This is a genomic window from Actinoallomurus bryophytorum, assembly GCF_006716425.1.
Classification (GTDB): domain Bacteria; phylum Actinomycetota; class Actinomycetes; order Streptosporangiales; family Streptosporangiaceae; genus Actinoallomurus; species Actinoallomurus bryophytorum.
On sequence record NZ_VFOZ01000001.1, the window covers coordinates 4344428 to 4366695 of the forward strand.

Annotated in this window: 24 protein-coding genes; 16 read left to right on the forward strand and 8 right to left on the reverse strand. The window is 71.1% G+C overall.

From position 1 onward, the window contains the following. From FB559_RS20485 to FB559_RS20500, 4 genes are all read right to left on the reverse strand, one after another. A complete protein-coding gene (locus FB559_RS20485) occupies positions 1 to 840 on the reverse strand; it encodes a helix-turn-helix transcriptional regulator (RefSeq protein ID WP_141957127.1) in 840 nt (279 codons plus the stop codon). A 7-nt stretch (positions 841 to 847) separates the two neighbouring features. After that, a complete protein-coding gene (locus tag FB559_RS20490; RefSeq protein ID WP_141957128.1) occupies positions 848 to 1837 on the reverse strand; it encodes an aldo/keto reductase in 990 nt (329 codons plus the stop codon). A gap of 107 nt (positions 1838 to 1944) precedes the next feature. After that, complete coding sequence (locus FB559_RS20495) at positions 1945 to 2925, reverse strand: phosphotriesterase family protein (protein ID WP_141957129.1); 981 nt, start codon at positions 2923 to 2925, stop codon at positions 1945 to 1947. A gap of 30 nt (positions 2926 to 2955) precedes the next feature. Beyond that, positions 2956 to 3741 carry an SDR family oxidoreductase gene (locus tag FB559_RS20500; RefSeq protein ID WP_141957130.1) on the reverse strand — a complete coding sequence of 262 codons (786 nt, stop codon included), beginning with the start codon at positions 3739 to 3741 and terminating at the stop codon, positions 2956 to 2958. A gap of 83 nt (positions 3742 to 3824) precedes the next feature. On the opposite strand from FB559_RS20500, the gene FB559_RS20505 reads away from it, so the two are divergent. From FB559_RS20505 to FB559_RS20535, 7 genes are all read left to right on the forward strand, one after another. Then, positions 3825 to 4598 (forward strand): SDR family oxidoreductase, encoded by a 774-nt coding sequence (locus FB559_RS20505; protein ID WP_141957131.1) that lies wholly within the window; start codon positions 3825 to 3827, stop codon positions 4596 to 4598. A gap of 10 nt (positions 4599 to 4608) precedes the next feature. Further along, the gene (locus FB559_RS20510; protein WP_141957132.1) at positions 4609 to 5553 is read left to right on the forward strand and encodes an LLM class F420-dependent oxidoreductase; all 945 of its coding nucleotides are present in this window, start codon (positions 4609 to 4611) and stop codon (positions 5551 to 5553) included. A 112-nt stretch (positions 5554 to 5665) separates the two neighbouring features. Continuing rightward, positions 5666 to 5959, forward strand: a complete 294-nt coding sequence (locus tag FB559_RS20515) for an iron-sulfur cluster biosynthesis family protein (RefSeq protein WP_141957133.1) — start codon at positions 5666 to 5668, stop codon at positions 5957 to 5959. Between the two features lie 168 nt (positions 5960 to 6127). Next, positions 6128 to 7744 carry a serine/threonine-protein kinase gene (locus tag FB559_RS20520; protein WP_141957134.1) on the forward strand — a complete coding sequence of 539 codons (1617 nt, stop codon included), beginning with the start codon at positions 6128 to 6130 and terminating at the stop codon, positions 7742 to 7744. A 98-nt stretch (positions 7745 to 7842) separates the two neighbouring features. Next, positions 7843 to 8163: an Lrp/AsnC ligand binding domain-containing protein gene (locus tag FB559_RS20525; protein WP_185792317.1), complete on the forward strand. Its 321-nt coding sequence runs from the start codon at positions 7843 to 7845 to the stop codon at positions 8161 to 8163. Continuing rightward, positions 8160 to 9419: a diaminopimelate decarboxylase gene (gene lysA / locus FB559_RS20530; RefSeq protein WP_141957136.1), complete on the forward strand. Its 1260-nt coding sequence runs from the start codon at positions 8160 to 8162 to the stop codon at positions 9417 to 9419. Before FB559_RS20525 ends, lysA begins: the two co-directional genes overlap by 4 nt. Before the next feature lie 83 nt (positions 9420 to 9502). Then, positions 9503 to 10138, forward strand: coding sequence for an MBL fold metallo-hydrolase (locus FB559_RS20535; RefSeq protein WP_141957137.1), 636 nt, complete (start codon positions 9503 to 9505; stop codon positions 10136 to 10138). Between the two features lie 4 nt (positions 10139 to 10142). On the opposite strand, the gene FB559_RS20540 is transcribed toward FB559_RS20535, so the two are convergent. The 4 genes from FB559_RS20540 to FB559_RS20555 form a co-directional block, all read right to left on the reverse strand. Further along, positions 10143 to 10718 carry a hypothetical protein gene (locus FB559_RS20540; RefSeq protein WP_141957138.1) on the reverse strand — a complete coding sequence of 192 codons (576 nt, stop codon included), beginning with the start codon at positions 10716 to 10718 and terminating at the stop codon, positions 10143 to 10145. 512 nt (positions 10719 to 11230) lie between these two features. Continuing rightward, positions 11231 to 12040 carry an alpha/beta fold hydrolase gene (locus FB559_RS20545; protein ID WP_221640099.1) on the reverse strand — a complete coding sequence of 270 codons (810 nt, stop codon included), beginning with the start codon at positions 12038 to 12040 and terminating at the stop codon, positions 11231 to 11233. A gap of 21 nt (positions 12041 to 12061) precedes the next feature. Further along, positions 12062 to 12379 (reverse strand): L-rhamnose mutarotase, encoded by a 318-nt coding sequence (locus FB559_RS20550; protein ID WP_141957139.1) that lies wholly within the window; start codon positions 12377 to 12379, stop codon positions 12062 to 12064. 29 nt (positions 12380 to 12408) lie between these two features. Beyond that, entirely contained in the window at positions 12409 to 13134 is a 726-nt protein-coding gene (locus FB559_RS20555) for a FadR/GntR family transcriptional regulator (RefSeq protein WP_246121811.1), read from the reverse strand. 201 nt (positions 13135 to 13335) lie between these two features. On the opposite strand from FB559_RS20555, the gene FB559_RS20560 reads away from it, so the two are divergent. From FB559_RS20560 to FB559_RS20600, 9 genes are read left to right on the forward strand one after another with little or no spacing between them, the layout of a single operon-like run. Next, positions 13336 to 14175, forward strand: coding sequence for a fumarylacetoacetate hydrolase family protein (locus FB559_RS20560; protein ID WP_141957141.1), 840 nt, complete (start codon positions 13336 to 13338; stop codon positions 14173 to 14175). Beyond that, positions 14172 to 15455 carry an enolase C-terminal domain-like protein gene (locus FB559_RS20565; protein ID WP_141957142.1) on the forward strand — a complete coding sequence of 428 codons (1284 nt, stop codon included), beginning with the start codon at positions 14172 to 14174 and terminating at the stop codon, positions 15453 to 15455. Before FB559_RS20560 ends, FB559_RS20565 begins: the two co-directional genes overlap by 4 nt. Before the next feature lies 1 nt (position 15456). After that, a complete protein-coding gene (locus FB559_RS20570) occupies positions 15457 to 16203 on the forward strand; it encodes an SDR family NAD(P)-dependent oxidoreductase (RefSeq protein ID WP_141957143.1) in 747 nt (248 codons plus the stop codon). Positions 16204 to 16213: 10 nt separating this feature from the next. Next, entirely contained in the window at positions 16214 to 17269 is a 1056-nt protein-coding gene (locus FB559_RS20575) for a sugar ABC transporter substrate-binding protein (protein ID WP_141957144.1), read from the forward strand. Next, a complete protein-coding gene (locus FB559_RS20580) occupies positions 17266 to 18807 on the forward strand; it encodes a sugar ABC transporter ATP-binding protein (RefSeq protein WP_141957145.1) in 1542 nt (513 codons plus the stop codon). The genes FB559_RS20575 and FB559_RS20580 overlap by 4 nt, the downstream gene beginning before the upstream one ends. After that, on the forward strand, positions 18800 to 19822 hold the full coding sequence (locus FB559_RS20585; RefSeq protein ID WP_141957146.1) for an ABC transporter permease: 1023 nt from the start codon (positions 18800 to 18802) through the stop codon (positions 19820 to 19822). Before FB559_RS20580 ends, FB559_RS20585 begins: the two co-directional genes overlap by 8 nt. Positions 19823 to 19824: 2 nt before the next feature. Continuing rightward, a complete protein-coding gene (locus FB559_RS20590; protein ID WP_141957147.1) occupies positions 19825 to 20742 on the forward strand; it encodes an aldo/keto reductase in 918 nt (305 codons plus the stop codon). Continuing rightward, positions 20739 to 21548 carry an amidohydrolase family protein gene (locus tag FB559_RS20595; protein ID WP_221640100.1) on the forward strand — a complete coding sequence of 270 codons (810 nt, stop codon included), beginning with the start codon at positions 20739 to 20741 and terminating at the stop codon, positions 21546 to 21548. The genes FB559_RS20590 and FB559_RS20595 overlap by 4 nt, the downstream gene beginning before the upstream one ends. Before the next feature lie 4 nt (positions 21549 to 21552). After that, complete coding sequence (locus FB559_RS20600; protein ID WP_141957148.1) at positions 21553 to 22254, forward strand: (Fe-S)-binding protein; 702 nt, start codon at positions 21553 to 21555, stop codon at positions 22252 to 22254. Positions 22255 to 22268: the final 14 nt, after the last annotated feature.

The window sequence follows — 22268 nt, forward strand, 5'->3', positions numbered from 1 at the left end:
TCAGCCTTCGAAGGTCTGCTGGCCGAGCACGTCCAGGAACGCGAAGCCGTCCGCCGTGGCCGAACCCGGCTGCGGCCGGAAGATCACCAGGCGCTGGCCGGTGGTGGAGCTGAGCACGACGTCGCACTGGACGTCCAGCCGGCCGGCATGGGGGTGGACCAGCGTCTTACGGGTGGACCGCAGGGGGGCGACCTCCATGGCCTCCCAGTAGCCGCGGAACTCCTCGCTGGCCTCGGTGAGGTCGGCGATGAGCCGGTCGCAGGCGGCGTCGCGGCCTCGCTGCGCCGCGGTGGCGCGCAGGTCCGCCGCGTAGGAACGCCCGATCCTCTCGTGTTCCTCGGGGACGTTGCGGTCACGTGAGGCCGGATCGGTGAACCAGCGCCAGGTCGCGTTGCCCGCGCGGTCGTCGCCGACGGCCCAGGAGCCGAGGAGCGCGCGATTGAGCCGGTTCTGTGCGAGGACCGTGGTCAGGTCGTCGGTGACGTGCGCGGGCACCGTGGTCAGCGAGTCCAGCAGGAACATCATCGCCGGGTCGACGTAGCCGGCGGTCGCGCCCGGCCGGGGCGGCGGATAGCCGGCCAGGCGGTAGAGATGATCGCGCTCGTCCACCGACAGCCGCAGCGCCCGCGCCAGACTCGCCAGAAGCTGCTGGGAGGGGTGGGCGTTGCGTGACTGTTCCAGCCGCTCGTAGTAGTCCACGGACACGTCGGCGAGCAGCGCGACCTCGGCACGGCGCAGGCCGGGTGTGCGCCTGCGGCCGCCGGGCACGAGCCCGACGTCCGCCGGCCGCAGCGCCTCGCGCCTGGCGCGCAGGAAGCTCCCCACTTCGCTGTGCTTCACGGTGCGCTCATTCCTGGATGGTGCTCATCCCCATCGGAGAATAACGCTCGCCCGCGACGGCGCCGGTGGGCACGGCTTCGTCGAGCGCCGTGAGCGTCCCGGCGTCCAGCACCAGGCCGGCCGCGGCGACGTTCTCCTCCAGGTAGACCCGCCGCTTGGTGCCGGGGATCGCGGTCGTGCCCTGCGCCAGCACCCAGGCCAGCGCGAGCTGGCCGGAGGTGACGCCCAGCTTGTCGGCGATCGCCCGGATCCTGTCGACCAGGCCGAGGTTGTGCTCCAGGTTCTCCCCGGCGAAGCGCGGGGCCGAGCGGCGGAAGTCGCCGTCCGGCAGCCCCTCGACCGACCGCAGCTCACCGGTGAGGAACCCACGGCCCAGCGGCGAGTACGCCACGAACCCGATGCCCAGCTCCCGTACGGTCGCCAGCACACCGTTGGACTCCACGGTCCGGGTGAACAGGGAGTACTCCGTCTCGACCGCCGACAGCGGCGCGGCGCCGTGCGCCGCGCGGATGCTCTCCGGCGACGCCTCGCTGATCCCCAGGTAGCCCAACTTCCCCTCGGCGACCAGCTCTCCCAGAGCCCCGAAGGTCTCCTCGACCGGCACGTCCGGGTCCACCCGGTGCACGTAGTACAGGTCGATGCGGTCCGTGCCCAGGCGGCGGAGCGATGCCTCGACCGCCCCGCGGAGGTAGTCCGGACGGCCGTTCGGGCCGCCGACGATCCTCCCCTCCTCGTCGAGGGTCACCCCGCCGCCCTTGCTGGCCACCACGACCTGGTCACGGCGGCCCGACAGCGCACGCCCCAGCAGTTCCTCACCGGTCCACGGGCCGTAGAAGTCGGCGGTGTCGAACATCGACACCCCCAGCTCGACGGCCCGACGCACGGTGGCGATGGCCTCCGCGTCGTCCGGCGTGCCGTACATCGCGGTCATGCCCATCGTGCCCAGGCCCTCGACGGAGGTCACCAGGCCCTGACCACCGATCGGATGCGTCCTCATGCTCACCACTCCTCGTGCCGCGCCCCGGGTGGGGCGGTCACGAGAAGCATGCGGCGGGGGAGGAGACCTTCCAGCGTTCTCCTGAGCCCCGTTCTCGGAGGGCGACGCTAGCGGGTGAAGTAGCGGCGGGGGTTGTCGACCAGCATGGTGTCGATGTCCTTGTCGCTCACGCCTGCCTCGCGGAGGGCGGGGAGCACGTCGTCGTGGATGTGCTCGTAGTGCCAGTTGGGCAGGGCCGCGTCGCGTACGGCCGTGAAGTCGTCGCCGAACCAGTCGATCCAGCACATCGCGTCGTGGCTCAGCACCATGCGCTCGGCGTAGCCGCGCTCGCACAGCGAGACGATCGTGGCGACCCGGTCCGCGGTCGAACGGTAGGCGTCGATGCCGAAGCGGTCCATGCCGAGCAGCGCGCCCGCGTCGGCCAGCTCCACCAGGTAGTCGAGGTCACCCGAGTCGCCGCTGTGCCCGACCACGACCTTGGACAGGTCGGCCTGCTCCGACCGGAGCACGTCGACCACCCAGCGGCCGGTCTGCTGGTGTGCGTTGGTGTGGACGGTGATCGGAGCGCCGGTCTCCCGGTGGGCGTACGCGACGGCGCGGAGGACACGCTCGACGTCCGGTGTGGGGTCGGCGTGCTCCACGGCGCACTTGAGGAACGCCGCCTTCACGCCGGTGTCCGCGATGCCCTCGGTGATGTCGCGGACGAAGAGCCCGCCGAGCGGGTCCGGGCTCTCGTCCAGCAGCAGACCGGGCCCGCGGTTGAGGAACTGCAGCGGGACCGCGGTGTAGTGGTAGTAGCCGGAGGCCACGATGACGTTGAGCTCCGGGACCTGCTCGCACACCCGCTGAACGCGGGGGATGTAGCGGCCGAGCCCCCACACCGTCGGGTCGACGAGAGTGCGCACGCCCTTGGCCGCGACCGAGCGAAGCCGGGCGACCGCGTCCGCTACCTGCTTCTCCTCGTCCCACCAGCCGGCGCCGTAGTTCGCCAGGTATTCGACGCCGACCGCGAACAGATGCTCGTGCATGAGGGTCTGTCCGAGATCGGAGACGTCGACGGCTCCGCGTACGGTCTCGACGGTGGGCATGAAGGCCTCCCTTAGAACCAGAATGAAGTTCTAATTCTGGACCCCGGCCACCAGTCTGCGTAGCCCTGAGAGCCATCGATCTGGATCACTGGCCTTGCGGCGTACGTACTCGGCCACCTCGGGATGGGGCAGGATCAGGAACTTCTCCGCCTCCAGCCCGGCGACGACCACCTCGGCCACCTCTTCGGGCTCCAGGATCGTGCCCGCCGCGGCGACGGCCCGGCCGGCCAGGCCCTCCTCGATGCCACCGGTGAGCAGCGGCGTGCGCACCCCCTGGGGGCACAGCGCGCTCACCTTGATGCCCCGGTCGCCGTAGGTCAGCGCCAGCCACTCGGCGAACGCCACCGCGGCGTGCTTGGTCACGGCGTACGGTGCGTCGCCCGGCTGGGTCAGCAGCCCGGCCGCCGAGCAGGTGTTCAGGAGATACCCGGTGCCGCGTTCGAGCATTCCGGGGATCACGGCACGCGCCGCGTACACGTGGGCCTGGACGTTCACCGCCCAGATGGCGGCCCACTGCTCGGCCGTGGCCTCCAGGCCGGCGCCGGTGCCGATGCCGGCGTTGGAGCACATGAGGTCGATCGGGCCGAGTTCCGAGGCGGCCTCGACCATCGCCCGCACCTGGGCCTCGTCGCCCACGTCGGTGCGGCGCACGACCGTACGGCACTCCAGCCCGGCGGCGACCCGTGTCGCGGCGTCTTCGTCGAGGTCGGCGAGGCAGATTCCGGCGGCTCCGTCGGCGGCGAAGCGCCGGGCCAGCGCGGCCCCGATCCCGCTGGCCGCTCCAGTGATCACGATGTTCTTACCAGTCACCCGCATGGCAGGAACGTAACATCTGTCACTAGGGTGAACCCGATTCGGGTATCAGCGTGGTTCGGCATCACGTAATGAAGGGCGACAGCATGGGACTCGAGACCGGCCTGGCGGGCAGAACCGCGCTCATCACCGGCGCGTCACGTGGCATCGGCAAGGCGACCGCGGTGGCGCTGGCGGCGGAGGGCTGCAACGTCGTCCTCTCGTCGCGCAAGCAGGGGGCGCTGGACGAGGTGGCGGCCGAGATCCGCCAGGCACATCCGGGCGTCGGTGTGCTGCCCAAGGCGGCTCACGTGGGCGACGAGGAGGCCGCGCGCGCCTGCGTCGAGGCGGCCGTCGGCGAGTTCGGCCGCGTGGACATCCTGGTCAACAACGCCGGCACGAACCCCTACTTCGGCCCCATGGTCGACCTCGACGCCGCGCGTGCGTCCAAGATCGTCCAGGTCAACCAGTTCGCGATCGTGCTGTGGACCCAGCTCGTGTGGAAGGCGTCGATGGCCGAACACGGCGGGTCGATCGTCAACATCGCCTCGGTCGGCGGCATGGTCACCGAGCCCGGCATCGGGTACTACAACGCGTCAAAAGCCGCCGTCATCCACCTGACCCGGCAGTTCGCGATGGAACTGGCTCCCACCGTACGCGTCAACGGCGTCGCCCCCGGCATCGTGAGGACGCATCTGGCCAGGGCACTGTGGGAGGAGAACGAGGCGCAGCTCAACAAGTTCATGCCGCTCGGCCGGATCGGCGAGCCCGAGGACATCGCGAAGACCATCCTGTTCCTGGCCGGCGACGCGTCGAGCTGGATGACCGGCCAGACCATGGTCATCGACGGTGGCGCCATCGTCCGTCCGGGTATTGGCTGAGGAGGCCTGCATGTCTCGATGGGGACTGACGATTCCACTGACCGGAGTGCCGCTCGCCCGGCACCAGAAGATCGTGTCGGAGCTGGAGGACCTGGGGTACACCGACGCGTGGTCGGCGGAGACCAACGGCACCGACGCCTTCACCCCGCTCGCGCTCGCGTCGCAGTGGGCGCCCGGACTGCGGCTGGGGCCGGCCATCGTGCCGGTCTACACCCGCGGGCCCGCGCTGCTGGCGCAGCAGGCCGCGACGCTCGCCGGACTCGCGCCGGGCCGGTTCGTGCTCGGCATCGGCACGTCCTCGCCGGCGATCGTGGAGCGCTGGAACGCCATCCCGTTCACCGAGCCGTACCAGAAAGTCCGTGACACGCTGCGGTTCCTCCGGCGCGCGCTCGCCGGGGAGAAGGTCACCGACGAGGCCCTGGGCGTGAAGGGCTTCAAGCTGGACAACCCGCCGGAGACCCCGCCGCCGATCGTGCTCGCCGCGCTGCGCCCCGGCATGCTGCACCTCGCCGCGCGCGAGGCCGACGGGGCGATCACCAACTGGCTGGCCCCGGACGACGTGCGCCAGGTACGCGCCGAGCTCGGCGCCGAGAAGGAGCTCATCGCGCGGATCTTCGTCTGCCCGACCCCGGACGCCGAAGCGGCGCGGGCGCTGGGCCGCTGGATGATCGCCGCGTACCTCACCGTGCCCGTCTACGCGGCCTTCCACGAGTGGCTCGGCCGGGGCGAGAGGCTCGCCGCGATGAACGAGGCCTGGGCCGCTGGTGACCGAAAAGCCGCTCTGGAGGCGGTTCCGGACGAGGTCGTGGACGAGCTGGTCGTGCACGGCCCCCCGGAGGCGTGCCGCGAGCGGATACGTGAATATGTGGAGAACGGCCTGGACACACCGGTCCTCGCGGTGGTGCCGGCCGACGGCGTCAAGCTGCCCGAGGCGGTCCGCGCTCTCGCCCCGTGAAGTCGTCACTTCGTGAATGCGGACGTTTGCCGGTCGTGATGTGGGGCATGGCAGGCCCAAGCGCGGCCCAGGCCGTGCCCATCACGGAAACCGACAGAAGGAGCTGTTGACAGTGCTCACGCTGACCGACTCGGCGGTCCAGGTGATTCGTACCGTCACAAGCCAACCCGAGCTTTCACCACAGACCGGGCTGAGGATCGCCACGCAGTCCCAGCCCGAGGAAACGGGCACTCTCGCCCTCGCGGTCGCCGAAGGCCCTCAGGCCGGAGACGAGGTCGTGGAGGAGCAGGGCGCACGCGTTTACCTGGAACCGGATGCGGCCTCGATTCTGGACGAGATGACGCTCGACGCCAGCGTCGACGAGCAGGGGGATGTCACTTTCCGCCTCGCTGACAAGGCCGTCTGACCGAGAACACCGATCGCCCCGGGACACCACGTCCGGGGCGATCGGTGTGTCCGGACCCGTACGCACCGGCCCCGCGAGCCTCCCCTCTCTCGCTAGTTGCCGCCTATCGGGGCAAAATCCGCTTTACTCCTCCTAGTCACGGTTGGGACCTAGGGGGAGGGTGCCGGGATGCCGGAGAACGACACGCCGGCGTTGGAGCCGCTCAAGCCGCACGATCCGGATCGCGTGGGGCGCTTTCGCCTCGCGGGCCGGCTTGGTGCCGGCGGGATGGGCGTGGTCTACGCCGGATCGGGCGCCGATGGCCGCCGCGTCGCGATCAAGGTCGTCCGGCCCGAACTCGCGCACGACCCGGACTTCCGCGAGCGGTTCTCTCGTGAGGTGTCGCTGCTGGACCGGGTGCGAGGCCGATGCGTTGCCCGGGTGGTGGACGCCGACCCGGGCGGCGCGCTGCCGTGGTTCGCCACCGAGTTCCTCCCGGGGCCGACACTCGACCGGCGGATCGACCGGCACGGGCCGATGTCCGGCGACGAGCTGCACGGGCTGGCCGTCGGCCTGGCCGAGGCCCTCGTCGCCCTGCACTCGCGGGAGGTCGTGCACCGGGACCTGAAGCCGTCGAACCTGATCCTCGCCCCGGACGGGCCCAAGGTCGTGGACTTCGGGATCGCGCGTGCCCTCGACGAGACCACGATGACCCGGACCGGCGTGATCCTCGGCTCGTCGGGCTGGATCAGTCCCGAGCACTACCGCGGCGATGCGGTCGGTCCGCCGGCCGACGTGTACGCCTGGGGACTGATCCTCTACCTCGCCGCGACCGGCCGCCGGCCCTACGGCACGGGGCGGCCCGAGGTCCTCGCCGCGCGTGTCCTGAACACCACCGTCGACACGTCCGGTCTCCCGGACCGCTACCGCGAACTGGTCGAACGGGCCCTGGCGAAGGACCCACAGGCCCGCCCGTCATCGCCCGAGTTGCTCTCCGCCGTCGCCACACCGCTCGGCCACGAGGATCCGCTGATGGCCGCGACCGCGTTCCTCGACCGCACCTGGGTCATGCCGCCCGGACCCGACGACCCCGCCTGGGAGTCCGCGCGGCGCCGGCCGTCGCGACGGACGTACCTGCTGGGCGGCGGGGTCGCCGCCGCCGCGGTGACGGCCGCCGTCATCGCCGGGCTCGTGGTGCTCCTCCCCTCCGACTCGCAGGCCGGGAGCGGGCGGGCCTCGCCACGCGACAAGACGCCGGCGTCCTCCTCGGCCGCTTCGACGAATGAGCTGCGCGGCAGCCGAGTCCACAACGACTCCGGGCTGTCCTACATCGTGCCGACCGGCTGGACGTCGAACCGGGGGTCCGGCGAGTTCGCGGGCGACGACTGCCTGACGCCCAAGGAGTTCGACCGCTCCATCTGCGCGCACGGCGGCCTCGCGATCCAGGCGTGGGCCAAGGGCGAGCAGCCGGACTACGACGGGCCGAAAGGCTGGGCCAACTCCGGTGACCCCGGCGACCTGACCAGCTGCATTCCCGACGCCTCGGGCGACCTGACGAAGGCCATCACGGCGGACGGCGTCACGTTCCGCGGCACGCGTCCCGTGGGCGGCCAAACGGCGATCTACCGCGAGTACCGGCTCCAGTGCCGGGACGGCTTCAGCTCCACGCCACGCCTGTGGTGGCAGCCCGAGTCCGGGATCCTGCTGCAGACCGTCGAGCTGCCCGAGCGTTACCGGGCCACCGTCGACGCGATCACGCGGAGCATCGAGCTGACAGGGTACGAACGCCCGGACCCGACGGGATGATCTTCCCCCGTTAGGGATGCGTTAGCGATCGTCCCGGCGGTGTGAAGGGTTCGTACGTGACCAGGTGATCGGCGCTGCCCGTCCATAACGTCGTTCTTGTGAATGCGATCGCACCATCCGCCGTCCGTCCCGAGACCGGTCGCGCCGTCCGTCCCGAGACCGGCCGCGAGGCCGCCCTAGAGGCTCTGGTCCGCGTCCGGCTGGTCGGCGGCGCCGAACACGAGCAGTTCGAGAAGCACCTGCGCGCCGAGGCCACCGTCGTGGACGCGTGGCGGCTCGCCGGCGACTGCGACTACGAAGTGCGCCTGTCCTGCCGGACCCTCGCCGACCTCGACATCGCGGTGGGCGAGCTACGGAGCGCGGGCGGCCACACCTCCACCACCCTGGTCCTGCATCGCGTGAACCTGGACGAGCAATGAACATCTGGCCCCTGACCGCCGAGCCGCCCCTGTCCGTGGGCGGCGTGTCCTTCACCGAGATCGCCGAACGCTTCGGCACTCCCGCCTACGTGATCGACGAGGAGCACGTCCGGCACCGCTGCCGCGAGTACCGCAAGGCGCTGCACCCGCACCGTGTCGCCTACGCCGGCAAGGCGTTCCTTTGCCGCGCCATGGTCCGGTGGGTGGAGGAGGAGGGACTGTGGCTCGACGTCTGCTCCGAGGGCGAGCTCGCCCTTGCGCGGGCGGTCGGCTTCCCGCCCGAGCGGATCCTGCTGCACGGCAACGGCAAGACCCCCGCGTACCTGGCCGCGGCGCTCGACTACGGCGTGGCCCGCATCGTGGTCGACTCCGCAGGCGAGGTGGCACGGCTCGCCGCCCTCACCGGCGACCGCCACCATCCACAGAAGGTGCTGGTGCGGGTCACCCCCGCGGTGGACCCGCACGTGCACCAGGCGATGGCGACCGGCGTCGAGGACCAGAAGTTCGGCCTGTCGCTGGCCTCGGGCGCCGCCGCGGACGCCGTACGCCGCGTGCTGGGCCAGCCGTCGCTGACCCTCGCCGGGCTGCACTGTCACATCGGGTCCCAGATCGGCGTGCCCGACGGCTACGAGACGGCGGCACGCCGGCTGGTCGCGTTCATGGCCGAGCTGGGCGGTCTGCCGGAGCTGAACCTCGGCGGCGGCCACGCGGTGGCGTACCGGCCGGGCGATCGCGGGCTGGACGTGCAGACGTTCGCCGAGCGGGTACCGCGCGCCGTCGCCGAAGAGTGCGCGATCCGCGGGATCCCCGAACCGGACCTGACCGTCGAGCCGGGACGGGCGATCGTCGCCGCCGCCGGAGTGACGCTCTACCGGGTTCTCGCCGTCAAGCACGGAGTGCGCACGTTCGTCGTCGTGGACGGCGGCATGAGCGACAACCCACGGCCCGCCCTGTACGGCAGCCGGTACACGGTCGCGCGGGTGGGGCACCCCACCGGCGCGAGGGACGTACCGGTGACGGTCGTCGGCCGGCACTGCGAGGCCGGCGACGTGATCGCCTCGGACGTGCCGATGCCCGGCGACATCCGCCCGGGCGATCTGCTCGTGGTGCCCTGCACCGGCGCCTACCACCACTCCATGGCCTCGAACTACAACCTGGTCGCACGGCCACCGGTGATCGCGGTACTCGGCGGGCGTGCCTGGCCGCTGGTCCGCCGCGAGACCGTCGAGGATCTGCTCCGCCGCGACGTCTGCTGATCGGCTCACGCAGGTCAGAAGGGGCGCTCGGGGCCGGGCGGGCGGCGTGAAACGATCGTGGGAGTCGAAGAGAGGTGAGAGGAATGCAGCTGACCAAGCTGGGCCACGCCTGTGTGCGGGTGCGGAAGGACGATCGCACTCTCGTCATCGACCCCGGTGGGCTCACGCCGGAGGACGACGCGATCGCGGGCGCGGACGCGGTGCTAATCACGCACGAGCACTTCGACCACCTCGAGGCCGCACGTCTGCGCAAGGCCCTGGCCGAGGACCCGCGCCTCACGGTCCACACCTGCCGTGCCGTCGCCCGGATCCTCGGTGACGTCGGCGACCGCGTACGTACGGTCGGCGAAGGCGACGCGCTGGACATCGCCGGCTTCGAGGTCGCCGTCGTCGGCCAGAAGCACGAGATCGTCCACCCGGACGTGCCGGCCGTGGAGAACGTCGGCTTCTTCATCGACGGGGAGATCTTCCACCCCGGCGACGCGTTCACCGTGGTGGAGGCGCCGACCCTGCTCGTCCCAGGCCAGGCGCCGTGGATGAAGGCCCCCGAGATGATCGAGTACCTTCGGGCGGTCGCCCCGCGGCGCGCGTACGCGGTCCACGACGGCCTGCTGAACGAGTTCGGCCTCGGCCTGCTGGAGAGCCAGCTCACCGGCGAGGCCGAGGCACAGGACGCCGACTTCCGCCGCCTGAAGCCCGGAGAGTCGATAGAGCTCTGACGTCCTAGGCGGCCTCGCGCCCGGCTGCCGTGGGCGTGGTGGCGGTGACGACCACCCGGCGCAGCACGCCCGCGCGTGCCGCGGTCTCGCGGCGGTGCGGCGCACGCCAGGCCACCGCCGTGGTGATCGCGGCGGCCAGCGCGTACGCGACGACCCCGGAGATCCACCCGCCGGTCAGGACCAGCGCGGCGGCAGGCACGCAGGCGAGCGCCGCCAGCGGCGGGACGGTGAGAGCCGGGTCGGCGGCGGCCCGCCGCGTCCTCGGGTCGCTCGGCCCCCACGGGTCGGTCAGCAGGGTACGGACGAGCTCACTGAGCGGCGGGAGGGCCCGCCACAAGGCCATGACGGCGGGCAGGACGAGCAACGGCGCCATCGCGAGCGCACGTGGCACGGACACGAAGCCGGCGGCGACGGCCACGACCGTACCGGCGGCGACCCCGCAGAGCAGTGCCGTACGGGCCCGCAGCGCGCCCCGGCGCACCGCCACCCGGCTACGGCGAAGGGCGAGTGAGTAGGTTTGGGCGGCGGCCACGGTCCAGACCGCAGCGACGGCCCACACGGCTGTGATCAGCGAAGTCATCGGGCTCACACCTTGAGAATGCGCGCGCCAGGCGACGGGGAGAAGACGTTCGGCCTCATATCAGGGGAAGCTACGGGCTCCACCCCGAGAAATCGCTGGGGTCGTCCCCCGAGATGGGGTAGGGCTGGCTCCACTGTGTCCGCCCGGGGGGTGACCCCCGGAACCCCCAATGTGGGGGGCTCCGCCCCCCACGCCCCCCGCGGGCTGGGGTCGGTCCTACGGCCTGTCTCGAAGTCCTCGGCCGGAGTCCGCCCGCGTGGGGTCCGTCCGCGTGGGGTCCGTCCGCGTGGGGTCCGTCCGCGTGGGGTCCGTCCGCGTGGAGCCCACCCGCGTGGAGCCCACCCGCGTGGAGCCCACCCGCGTGGAGCCCACCCGCCCGGGGGTGCCATCCCACTCTCATTGTCCAGCGGGAACAGCGGCGGGCGGAAGTAGAGCGGGGTTCTGTGGATAACCCCGGGTGGCGCCGCCCAGACGGCGCCACGGCAACAGCATGACTTTGAGACAGGACCCAGCTAGGGGATGGCCAGCGCGGCGGTCAGGGTCGCCGCGAACTCGGCGGGCCGGGACCAGTAGCCCGTGTGGTCGCCGGGGAAGTCGGCCACGTGCGTGTCCCAGCGGGTCGCCAGCGTGGCGGCCGGGCGGTACGGGAAGTGCTGGCGCGACTCGTGGCCGCCGGCCATCACGATCCGGGCCCGCTCGGCGTCCAGGGCGTCGAGGTCGGGGCGGTACCCGGGTGCCTGGCGTACCTCGTGGGAGAGGAAGAAGTCGAGGTTGCCCGACAGCCGGCCGGTCAGTCCGGGGTCGATGACGGCCGGTCTCTCGACCTCGTCCAGCCCGATGCCGGTCATGAACAGGCGCATGGCCGGTCCGACACCCTCTTGCAGGTAGGTGGCATGGACCTTCGCGAAGAACGCGCGCCACTCCGCGGCGTCCGGCAGCACCTCCGCCAGCGGCGGCTCGTGGGCGACCAGCGTGGTCACCAGGCCGGGATGGCGGCTCACGAGGTCGAGCCCGATGACGGCACCCGCGCTGCTGCCGAAGACGTGCGCCGGCCCGGCGGCGACGGTCTCGATCAGGCGATGGGCGTCGCCGGTGTGGACGTCGCTCCAGTCACCCGTGACGGGCCCGTCGAGAGAGCTGCGGGAGAAACCGCGCCGGTCATAGGTGATGACCGTGTAGGCGTCGGCGAGCAGGTCCGCGACGCCGTCGTACAGGCCGGCGTCGCCGTTGCTGCCGGGGATCATGAGGAGCGTGGGCCCCGAGCCGCGTACCTCGTAGTGAAGCCGGCCACCAGGTATCTGAAGCGTGCGAACCCTGTTCAACGGATCTCCTCGGCAGACCGGTCAGGACCGGACGGGCAGGTGCCAGGCCACCGGCAGGCCCGTGTCCGCGTCAGAGTAGTCGTGCACGACGTCGAGGTAGCCGGCCATCCGTGCCTGCCAGGCCACGTTGACCGGCAGGTCCGCCAGAGCGGCCAGGAGGGCCGCGTAGTCGTCGCAGTCGATCACGTGGAACAGCTCCAGCCCGCTGCGCCAGATGGTCCACTCGTGTGCGCCGGCGGCCCTGATGGCCGCGACCAGCTCGGCCGGCACCTCACGGTGCGCCTGTTCGTAGGCTTCCTCGCGCCCGGGAGCCAGGCGGGTGTGCAGGGCGACGCGCATGTTCGGTCCTCTCAGATCCGGGGGCCGGCTCAGTCGCCCGGCCGGGCCCAGTCGTCGTCGGCCGCCTGGCGGCGTGCCCAGTCCTCGACCGCGCCGATGTGGACCGCGGCGGCGACGCGGGCGCCGTCCGGGTCGCGCTCGACCAGCGCGCGGTAGATCTGGTCGTGCTCGGAGAACGTGCGGGGGAAGACGCCCTCCTCGCGGTAGCCGCGCCAGACGCGTGCGCGGAACGTACGGCTGTTCAGCCCGCCCAGGATCGCTCCGAGGACGGGGTTGCCGGCGGCCTCGGTGATGATCCGGTGGAACTCCAGGTCATGGCCGACGATCTCCTCGGCGGTCGTCCCGCGTTCCATGGCGGTCATCTCGGCGCGCAGGTGGGTCAGGCCCTCCTCGTCGATGCGCGCCGCCGCGGCGGCCGCGGCGGCCGGTTCGAGGATCTTGCGGACCTGTACGAGGTGCATCAGGGTCTCGCCCCGCGAGATCTCGGCCACCACGCCGAACGTCTCCAGCAGGTCGCCGGGCTCCAGCTGGGTCACGTAGATGCCGGCGCCGTGCCGGGCCTCCAGCACGCCCATGACCGTCAGCGCGCGGATCGCCTCGCGCATCGAGCTGCGCGACAGGCCCAGCTCGGTGGCGAGGTCGCGTTCGGTCGGCAGCCGCTGTCCCGGCTCCAGCTCCCCGGTGGCGATCTTGGCCTTGATCTCCTCGACGGCTCGCTGGGTAACGGTCACTCTGGCGGCGGTCTCGTCCGGCACGCGGTCTTCCTCCCCGTCTCCCAGTGGCTGCCAGGTCATTGTGTATGAACCCGATTGGTCGTACCAATCGGAAGTTCGTAACAAGTCCGTAACAGGGTATTGCCAGGACATCGCCCAGTAATGGTCTCATTGTCCCCGTGAGTGGTCCGATGAATGACCGAGAGGTCGGACCAGCCTGAGACCCAGAGGGGGTACGGCTCCGTGAAGTTGCTGCGTGTCGGACCGGAAGGTGCCGAGCGGCCTGCCGTCCTGGCCGAGGACGGAACGCTCCTCGACCTGTCCGGAGTGACCCGCGACATCGATCCCGGCTTCCTCGCGACGGGCCTGGAGGACCTCAGGACGGCGTACGAGGGCGGCGAGCTGTCACCGATCCAGAACACCAAGCGGGTCGGCGCACCCGTCGCGCGGCCCGGCAAGGTCGTCTGCATCGGCCTGAACTACCGCGACCACGCCGCGGAGACCAAGGACGAGCTCCCGGCCGAGCCGATCATCTTCATGAAGGCCGTCAACACGGTCGTGGGCCCCACCGACGACGTGCTCATCCCGCGCGGCAGCCAGAAGACCGACTACGAGGTCGAACTCGCCGTCGTTCTCAAGGGGCGCGCCCGCTACCTGGACTCTCCGGGCGAGGCTCGCGACCTCATCGCCGGCTACGCGATCAGCAACGACGTCTCCGAGCGGGAGTACCAGCTCGAGCGCGGCGGCACCTGGGACAAGGGCAAGTCGTGTGAGACCTTCAACCCCCTCGGACCTCACCTCGTCACCGCCGACGAGATCGCCGACCCCCAGGACCTCGGCCTGCGCCTGTGGGTCAACGGCGAGCTCCGCCAGGACGGCAGCACCAAGGACATGATCTTCGGCGTTGACCATCTGATCTGGTACCTCAGCCAGTTCATGGTCCTGGAACCCGGCGACATCATCAACACCGGCACCCCCGCCGGAGTCGCCATGGGCCGCCCCGGCACGCCCTACCTTCGCAGGGGCGACGTCGTCGAGATCGAGATCGACGGTCTCGGCCGGCAGCACCAGAGGCTCGTATGAAGGTCATCGCGCTCGACGTGCACGACGTCAGGTTCCCGACGTCACGGCGGCTCGACGGCTCGGACGCGATGAACCCCGACCCCGACTACTCCGCCGCGTACGTGGTGATCCGCACCGACACCGGCGCGGAGGGGCACGGGTTCTGCTTCACCATCGGGCGCGGTAACGAGCTGTGCACCGCCGCGATCGAGGCGTACGCACCGCTGGTGGTCGGTCACGACCTCGACCTCGCCGACCTGGGCGAGTTCGGCCGTCGCCTGGGCCACGACTCGCAGCTGCGGTGGCTCGGGCCCGAGAAGGGCGTCGTGCACATGGCCGCGGCCGCGCTCATCAACGCGGCGTTCGACCTGGCCGGCCGCGTGGCGGGTGTCCCGGTCTGGCGGTTGCTGTCCGACATGACGCCCGAGGAGATCGTCGACCTCGCCGACTGGCGCTACCTGACCGACGCGCTGCGCCCGGCCGAGGCCGTCGACCTGCTCAAGGCCGCCAGGAGCGGCCGGGCCGAGCGGGAGGCGACGCTGCTGAGCACCGGGTATCCCGCCTACGCCACCACGCCCGGCTGGCTCGGCTACACCGACGACAAGCTCACGCGGCTGTCCCGCGAGGCGGTCGAGGACGGCTTCACCCAGATCAAGCTCAAGGTCGGCGGCGACCTCGACGACGACATACGCCGCATGCGGCTGGCCCGCGAGGCCGTGGGACCGGACATCCGGATCGCGGTCGACGCCAACCAGCGCTGGGACGTCGCGCAGGCGATCGACTGGGTCCGGGCGCTCACGCCGTACGACCCGTGGTGGATCGAGGAGCCGACCAGCCCCGACGACATCCTCGGGCACGCCGCCATCCGCGCGGGCGTACGCCCGGTGCGGGTGGCGACCGGCGAGCACGTGGCCAACCGCGTCGTCTTCAAGCAGATGCTGCAGGCCGAGGCCATCGACATCCTGCAGCTGGACGCCTGCCGCGTCGCCGGCGTCACCGAGAACGTCGCGATCCTGCTGCTCGCCGCCAAGTACGGCGTTCCGGTCTGCCCGCACGCGGGTGGTGTCGGGCTGTGCGAGGTCGTGCAGCACCTGTCGATGTTCGACTACCTCGCGGTCAGCGGCTCCACCGAGGACCGCGTCATCGAGTACGTCGACCATCTGCACGAGCACTTCACCGACCCGGTACGGGTACGCGAGGGCCACTACCTCGCGCCGTCCGCCCCGGGCATGTCGGCGGAGATCAAGGCCGAGAGCCTCGCCGAATATTCCTATCCCGACGGCCCTGCCTGGAGGTCATGACGTGGAGTTCACCGGTATCCGAGCACTCGTCACCGGCGGCGCGTCCGGCATCGGGCTGGCCACCGCCCGCCTGCTCACCGAACGCGGCGCCACCGTCGCCTGCCTCGACCTCGAGGGCCCGCCCGAGCCGCTGTACGGCGTCCGTGCCGACATCCGCGACGACGGGCAGGTACGGCCGGCCGTCGCGCAGGCCGTCGAGCACCTCGGCGGTCTGGACGTCCTCGTCAACAACGCCGGCATCGGCGCGCAGGGCACCGTCGAGGACAACGACGACGCCGAGTGGAGCAACGTCTTCGAAGTGAACGTGTTCGGCATGATGCGGATGGCCCGCGCGGCCCTCCCGCACCTGCGCCGATCCGAGCACGCCGCGATCGTCAACACCTGTTCGATCGCGGCCACCGTCGGTCTGCCGAGCCGAGCGCTCTACTCGGCGACCAAAGGCGCCGTGCTGTCGCTCACCCTCGCGATGGCCGCGGACCACATACGTGAGGGGATTCGCGTCACGTGCGTGAATCCCGGCACGGCTGACACCCCCTGGATCGGCCGGCTGCTGGACGCGGCGGCCGACCCGGAGGCGGAGCGGGCCGCACTTGAGGCCCGCCAGCCGAGCGGACGACTGGTCAGCGCATCGGAGGTCGCCGCCGCGATCGCCTACCTGGCCAGTCCGCTCGCCTCGGCTACGACAGGAACCGCGCTGGCGGTCGACGGGGGCATGGACGGCCTGCGAATTCGACCAGAAACACCTTGAGAGGAACGCGATGAAGCGTAAGACCCTCGCGGCCGGCGCCGCGCTCGCCACCGCCGCGTTGCTGGTGTCCGCCTGCAACAACGACAAGACCAGTAGTGGTGGCGGTGGGGGCGGGAAGGTCATCGGAGTCGACTACCCCCGCTCCGACACCGACTTCTGGAACTCCTACATCAAGTACGTCCCGCAGTACGGCAAGGAGCTGGGGCTGGACCTCAAGACGTCCAACTCCGAGAACGACATCGCCAAGCTGACCGCCAACGTGCAGGCGCTCGTCGGCCAGGGGGTCAAGGGCGTCGTGCTGGCCCCGCAGGACACCGCGGCGGTCACCCCCACGCTCGACCAGCTGAAGCAGAAGAAGATCCCCGTCGTCACCGTGGACACCCGCCCCGACAAGGGCGACGTCTACATGGTCGTACGCGCCGACAACAAGGCGTACGGCGAGAAGGCGTGCAGGTTCCTCGGCGACACGCTCAAGGGCAAGGGCAAGGTCGCCATGCTCGAGGGCGACCTGGCCTCGATCAACGGCCGTGACCGCACCGACGCGTTCAACGCGTGTATGGCGGCGAACTACAAGGGCATCAAGGTCATCGGCCTGCCCACCGAGTGGAAGGGCGACGTCGGGGCGAACAAGCTGCAGACGACGCTCGCGGCCAACCCCGATCTCAACGGGATCTACATGCAGGCCGGCGGCGCGTTCCTCGCCCCGACGCTCAACGTGCTCAAGCAGAAGGGCCGGCTGGTCCCGCCGGGCGACCCGAAGCACATCACGATCATCTCCAACGACGGGATCCCGGAGGAGATGAAGGCGATCGCCGCGGGCCAGATCGACGCGACCGTCTCCCAGCCGGCCGACCTGTACGCCAAGTACGCGCTCTACTACATCAAGGCCGCCGTCGCCGGACAGAAGTTCGCCCCCGGAAAGACCGACCACGACTCGACGATCGTCCAGCCGAGGCCGGGCCTGCTGGAGGACCAGCTGCCGGCGCCGCTGGTCACCAAGGACGGCGCGTACCCGAACTCCCTGAAGTCGACCGACACCTCGCTCTGGGGCAACCAGATCAAATGACCGTTCCGGAGAACGCCGCGGCCGACCGTACCCCCCTACGGCCGGTCGCGGCGGTACACGCGATCACCAAGCGGTTCGGGGTGACCGTCGCGCTGGACGAGGTGTCGCTGGAGGTGACCGGCGGGGAGGTCCACGCGCTCGTCGGCCGCAACGGCGCGGGCAAGTCGACGCTCGTCTCGGTGCTCACCGGCCTGACGCCGCCGGACTCGGGCACGGTCGAGTTCGGCGGTGAGCCCGCGCCGGCGATCGCCGACCGCGAGGCGTGGCGGAGCCGGGTCGCCTGCGTCTACCAGAAGTCCACGATCATCCCCTCGCTGTCCGTCGCGGAGAACCTGTTCTTGAACAGGCAGGGCCTGAACAGGCAGGGTTCGGGGCTGATCTCCTGGGACGGGCTCCGCCGCAAGGCACGGAACCTGCTCGACGCGTGGGAGGTCGACGTCGACGTACGTGTCCCGGCCGAACGCCTCACCGTCGAGCAGCGCCAGCTCGTGGAGATCGCTCGTGCGCTGTCGCACGGCTCGCGGTTCATCGTCTTGGACGAGCCGACCGCGCAGCTGGACGGCGGTGCGATCGAGCGGTTGTTCGCCCGGATGCGCTCCCTGCGGGAGTCCGGCGTGACGTTCCTGTTCATCAGCCACCATCTCGACGAGGTCTACGAGGTCTGCGACACCGTCACGGTGATGCGCGACGCACGGCACATCGTCACCTCACCGGTCGCCGAGCTGGACAAGACGGCGCTGGTCGCCGCGATGACCGGCGAGGCGACGGGACTGATCGAGCCGTCCTCGGACCGGTCCGCGCCGCCGGAAGGCAGCGCCCCGGCGCTCCAGGTGAGCGGGCTCGGCCTGCCGGGCGTCTTCACCGACGTGTCGCTGACGGTCGCCCCCGGCGAGGTGGTCGGCCTGGCCGGATCGGGCGGGTCGGGGAAGATGGCCGTCGGCGAGGTCATCGTCGGCCTTCGCCGCGCCGTCCAGGGCACGGTCGAGGTCGGCGGCGTACGTCCGCGGCCGGGCAGCGTGCCCGCCGCGCTCCGCGCCGGTGTGGGCTTCGTCCCCCAGGACCGGCACCGCGAGGGTCTCGTGCCGGACCTGTCGATCGCCGAGAACGCCACGCTCACGGTTCCCCACCGGCTCGGCCGCTTCGGGTTCGTCGGGTCGCGGCGCCGTGCCGCGCTGGGCGCCGAGGCGATCGAGACGCTGACCATCAAGGCGGCCGGCCCCGAACAGCCGGTCTCCGCGCTGTCCGGCGGCAACCAGCAGAAGGTCGTGATGGCCCGCGCCCTCGTCAGCGACCCGACGGCGCTGGTGCTGATGCAGCCGACCGCGGGCGTCGACGTACGGGCCAAGGAGACGCTGCTGGGCGCGGCCTCGGCCGCCGCCGACCGTGGCGCCGGCGTACTCGTCGTCTCCGACGACCTCGATGACCTGAGGCCCTGCGACCGGGTGATCGTCCTGTTCAAGGGCGAGATCGTCACCGAGGTGGCGCGGGGCTGGACCGACCATGAGCTGATCGCCGCAATGGAGGGCATCCGTGACTGAGACCCAGACGGCCGGTCCGGAGCAGACCGCACCGGCCCGTGGCCGGATCGCCGCACCCCGGCTGGCGCGCCTGCGCGACCTCGCGCTGGTGCCCGCGATCATCGTGATCGCGATCGTCGGCTACTTCGTCAGCCCGGTGTTCCTGCACTGGGACAACCTCGTCAACGTCCTGCAGCAGCAGTCGGAGATCTCGCTCCTGGTGCTGGCCGAGGCGCTGGTACTGATCTGCGGGCGAATGGACCTGTCGCTGGAGTCGACGTTCGGCCTGGCCCCGGGCGTGGCCGCGCTGTTCGTCCTCGAGCCCGGCATCGCGCACGGGCTGGGCTGGCTGTCCGGCGCCTGGTCGATCCCGCTGACGCTGGTCGCCGGTGCGGTCATCGGCTGGATCAACGGCCTGCTGATCGTGCGGTTCCGGCTCAACGGCTTCATCGTCACGCTCGGCATGCTGATCGTGCTGCGCGGCCTGCTGACCGGCATCACCGGCGGCAAGACGTTCTTCAACCTGCCGAGCTCGATGATCTACCTCGGCAACGCGGTGTGGTTCGGACTGCCGGCCTCGGTCTGGATCTGCCTGATCCTGTACGCCGTGGCGATCGCGGTGACCGGCTACACGAGGTTCGGGCGGTCGCTGTACGCCATCGGCGGCAACCCGGACGCCGCACGCGCGGCGGGCATCCGCGTCAGCCGCGTGCTGTGGGCCACGCTCATCATCGGCAGCATGCTCGCCGCCCTCGGTGGCCTGCTGCTGACCGGACGTCTCGCCTCGGTCGCCGCCAGCCAGGGCAACGGCGCGATCTTCACGGTGTTCGCGGCGGCGGTGATCGGTGGCGTGTCGCTGAACGGCGGGCGCGGCACGGTCTTCGGCGCCTTCACCGGCATCCTGCTGCTCTACATGATCCAGAACGTGCTGACCCTGGCCGGTGTCCCGGCGCAGTGGATCAACGCGCTGAATGGAGGGATCATCTTGATCGCCCTCATCATCAGCCGGATCACCTCGGGACAGGCACAGGAATAGCGATGGAACTGCGCAGGCTCGGCAGTACCACGGTCGAGGTCACCACGCTTGGGCTCGGCGGCGCCGGCATCGCGGGTCTGTACGACCCGGTGCCGGACGCCGAGGCCACGGCGGCCGTACGGCGGGCGTTCGACCGGGGGATCCGTTACTTCGACACGGCGCCGCACTATGGTGCGGGCCGTGGTGAGCGGCTCATGGGCGCGGCACTGCCCGGCGGCTGCGTGATCTCCACGAAGGTCGGGCGCCTGCTGGTCCCGCTGGCCGCGGGGGAGCCGCCCGAAGCGGGCGGGTTCGCCGACCCGCCGCCGTACCGCCGTGAGTGGGACTGGAGTGCCGAGGGCATCCTGCGCTCGCTCAACGAGTCGCTCGAACGCCTCGGCGCCGACCACGTGGACATCGTCTACATGCACGACCCCGACCGGCACGAAGAGCAGGTGTACGCCTCGGCGTACCCGGCACTGGCCGCGCTCCGCGACGAGGGTGTCGTCCGTGCGATCGGGGCGGGGATGAACCAGTCGGCCATGCTGACCCGGCTCGTCGAGCGCCTCGACCTCGACGTGGTGCTGTGCGCCGGCCGCTACACGTTGCTGGACCGGCCGGCGCTGGAGGACCTGCTGCCGGCCTGCGAACGCCGTGGCACCTCGGTGGTGGTGGGCGGCGCGTACAACTCGGGTCTGCTCGCGGGCGGCACGACGTTCGACTACCGGCCGGCACCGCCGGAGATGCTGGCGCGCGTGGCACGGCTGGAGGAGATCTGCGCGGGCCACGGGGTGCCGCTGCGCGCCGCGGCCCTGAGGTTCCCGCTCCGGCATCCGGCCGTGGCCTCCGTCGTGGTCGGCTGCCGGTCCGCAGCGGAGGTGGACGACAACGCCGACATGTTCGAACTGGACATCCCCGAGGCCCTGTGGGATGAGCTGTGATCTACGTTGACGCGCACCATCACCTGTGGGACACGGCCACGCGTGAGTACGCCTGGATGGACGGGCCGTGGGCGGACCCGATCCGCGGCCGCTTCGACATCGCACGCTACGCCGCGGCCACGGAGGCCTCGCAGAGCATCGTCGTGCAGGCGGTCATGGACGAGTCGGAGACGCTCGAACTGCTCGCGGGTGCCGCGAGGCCGGTCGCGGGTGTGGTCGGCTGGACCGACCTGACCGCGCCGGACGTGGGCGAGCGGCTGGCCGCGCTCCGGGAGGCCGGGCCGCTCGTCGGCATCCGCCACCAGGTGCAGGACGAGCCCGACCCCGAATGGCTGAACCGCCCGCCGGTGGTCCGCGGCATCGCGGCCGTCGGTGCCGCCGGGCTGGTCTACGACCTGCTGGTCAAGCCGCCGCAGGCGGCCGCCGCCCTCGACGTCGCGCGCCGGCTGCCCGAGGTGTCCTTCGTCCTCGACCACGCCGGCAAGCCGGACATCGCGGGCGGTATGTGGGAGCCGTGGGCGACCTGGATCACCGACCTGGCCGCGCTGCCGAACGTCTCGGTCAAGCTGTCCGGCCTGGTCACCGAGGCCGGCCCGGACTGGAAACCGGACGAGATCCTGCCGTACGCACGGCATGTGCTGGCCGCCTTCGGCCCGAGCCGGACGATGTACGGCTCGGACTGGCCGGTGTGCACGCTGGCGGCGACGCCCGGCCAGGTGACCGCCCTCGCCGAGGAGGCGCTGTCGCCCGGTGACCGGTTCGAGGTACACGGGGCGACCGCGAAGCGGATCTACGGACTAAGTTGAGGCCATGCGCGTCGCGCTTTTCATCACCTGCGTCAATGACACGCTCTTCCCCGGCACGGGGAAGGCGGTCGTTCGCCTGCTGGAGCGGCTCGGCTGCACCGTCGACTTCCCGGCGGAGCAGAGCTGCTGCGGCCAGATGCACTTCAACACCGGCTACCGCGACGACGCGAAGCCACTCGCGAGCCGTTTCGTCTCGACGTTCAGCGGCTACGAGGCCGTGGTCGTGCCGTCCGGCTCGTGCGCGGCGATGGTCCGCGAGTGGTATCCCTCACTCGGCATCTCACCGCCGGGCGGGGTCTTCGAGCTGACGGAGTTCCTCGTCGACGTGCTCGGCGTGACCGATGTCGGCGCGTACTTCCCGCACACGGTGACCTACCACCCGACCTGCCACTCCCTGCGCTCCCTCAAGGTGGGCTCGCGCCCGCTGGACCTGCTCTCGGAGGTACGCGGCCTGACGCTGGTGCCGCTCGGCGGCGCGGAGGAGTGCTGTGGTTTCGGCGGGACGTTCTCGCTCAAGAACCCCGCGGTGTCGGCCGCGATGTGCTCGGACAAGGTGCGCAGCGTGCTGGACACCGGCGCCGAGGTGCTCTGCGCCGCCGACAACTCCTGCCTGATGCACATCGGCGGCGCGCTGTCGCGGCAGCGTACGGGCGTGCGGGTCATGCACCTGGCAGAGATCCTCGCGGCCACGGAGGGGGACACGTGACCGAGCGGAGCGAG

Coding starts and splice junctions, on each gene's coding strand:
- lysA (WP_141957136.1), top strand. CDS start 8,160: ATGAACATCTGGCCCCTGACCGCCGAGCCGCCCCTGTCCGTGGGCGGC.
- FB559_RS20565 (WP_141957142.1), top strand. CDS start 14,172: ATGAAGGTCATCGCGCTCGACGTGCACGACGTCAGGTTCCCGACGTCA.
- FB559_RS20505 (WP_141957131.1), top strand. CDS start 3,825: ATGGGACTCGAGACCGGCCTGGCGGGCAGAACCGCGCTCATCACCGGC.
- FB559_RS20540 (WP_141957138.1), bottom strand. CDS start 10,718: ATGACTTCGCTGATCACAGCCGTGTGGGCCGTCGCTGCGGTCTGGACC.
- FB559_RS20600 (WP_141957148.1), top strand. CDS start 21,553: ATGCGCGTCGCGCTTTTCATCACCTGCGTCAATGACACGCTCTTCCCC.
- FB559_RS20535 (WP_141957137.1), top strand. CDS start 9,503: ATGCAGCTGACCAAGCTGGGCCACGCCTGTGTGCGGGTGCGGAAGGAC.
- FB559_RS20550 (WP_141957139.1), bottom strand. CDS start 12,379: ATGCGCGTCGCCCTGCACACCCGCCTGGCTCCCGGGCGCGAGGAAGCC.
- FB559_RS20490 (WP_141957128.1), bottom strand. CDS start 1,837: ATGAGGACGCATCCGATCGGTGGTCAGGGCCTGGTGACCTCCGTCGAG.
- FB559_RS20590 (WP_141957147.1), top strand. CDS start 19,825: ATGGAACTGCGCAGGCTCGGCAGTACCACGGTCGAGGTCACCACGCTT.
- FB559_RS20575 (WP_141957144.1), top strand. CDS start 16,214: ATGAAGCGTAAGACCCTCGCGGCCGGCGCCGCGCTCGCCACCGCCGCG.
- FB559_RS20500 (WP_141957130.1), bottom strand. CDS start 3,741: ATGCGGGTGACTGGTAAGAACATCGTGATCACTGGAGCGGCCAGCGGG.
- FB559_RS20510 (WP_141957132.1), top strand. CDS start 4,609: ATGTCTCGATGGGGACTGACGATTCCACTGACCGGAGTGCCGCTCGCC.
- FB559_RS20520 (WP_141957134.1), top strand. CDS start 6,128: ATGCCGGAGAACGACACGCCGGCGTTGGAGCCGCTCAAGCCGCACGAT.
- FB559_RS20495 (WP_141957129.1), bottom strand. CDS start 2,925: ATGCCCACCGTCGAGACCGTACGCGGAGCCGTCGACGTCTCCGATCTC.
- FB559_RS20580 (WP_141957145.1), top strand. CDS start 17,266: ATGACCGTTCCGGAGAACGCCGCGGCCGACCGTACCCCCCTACGGCCG.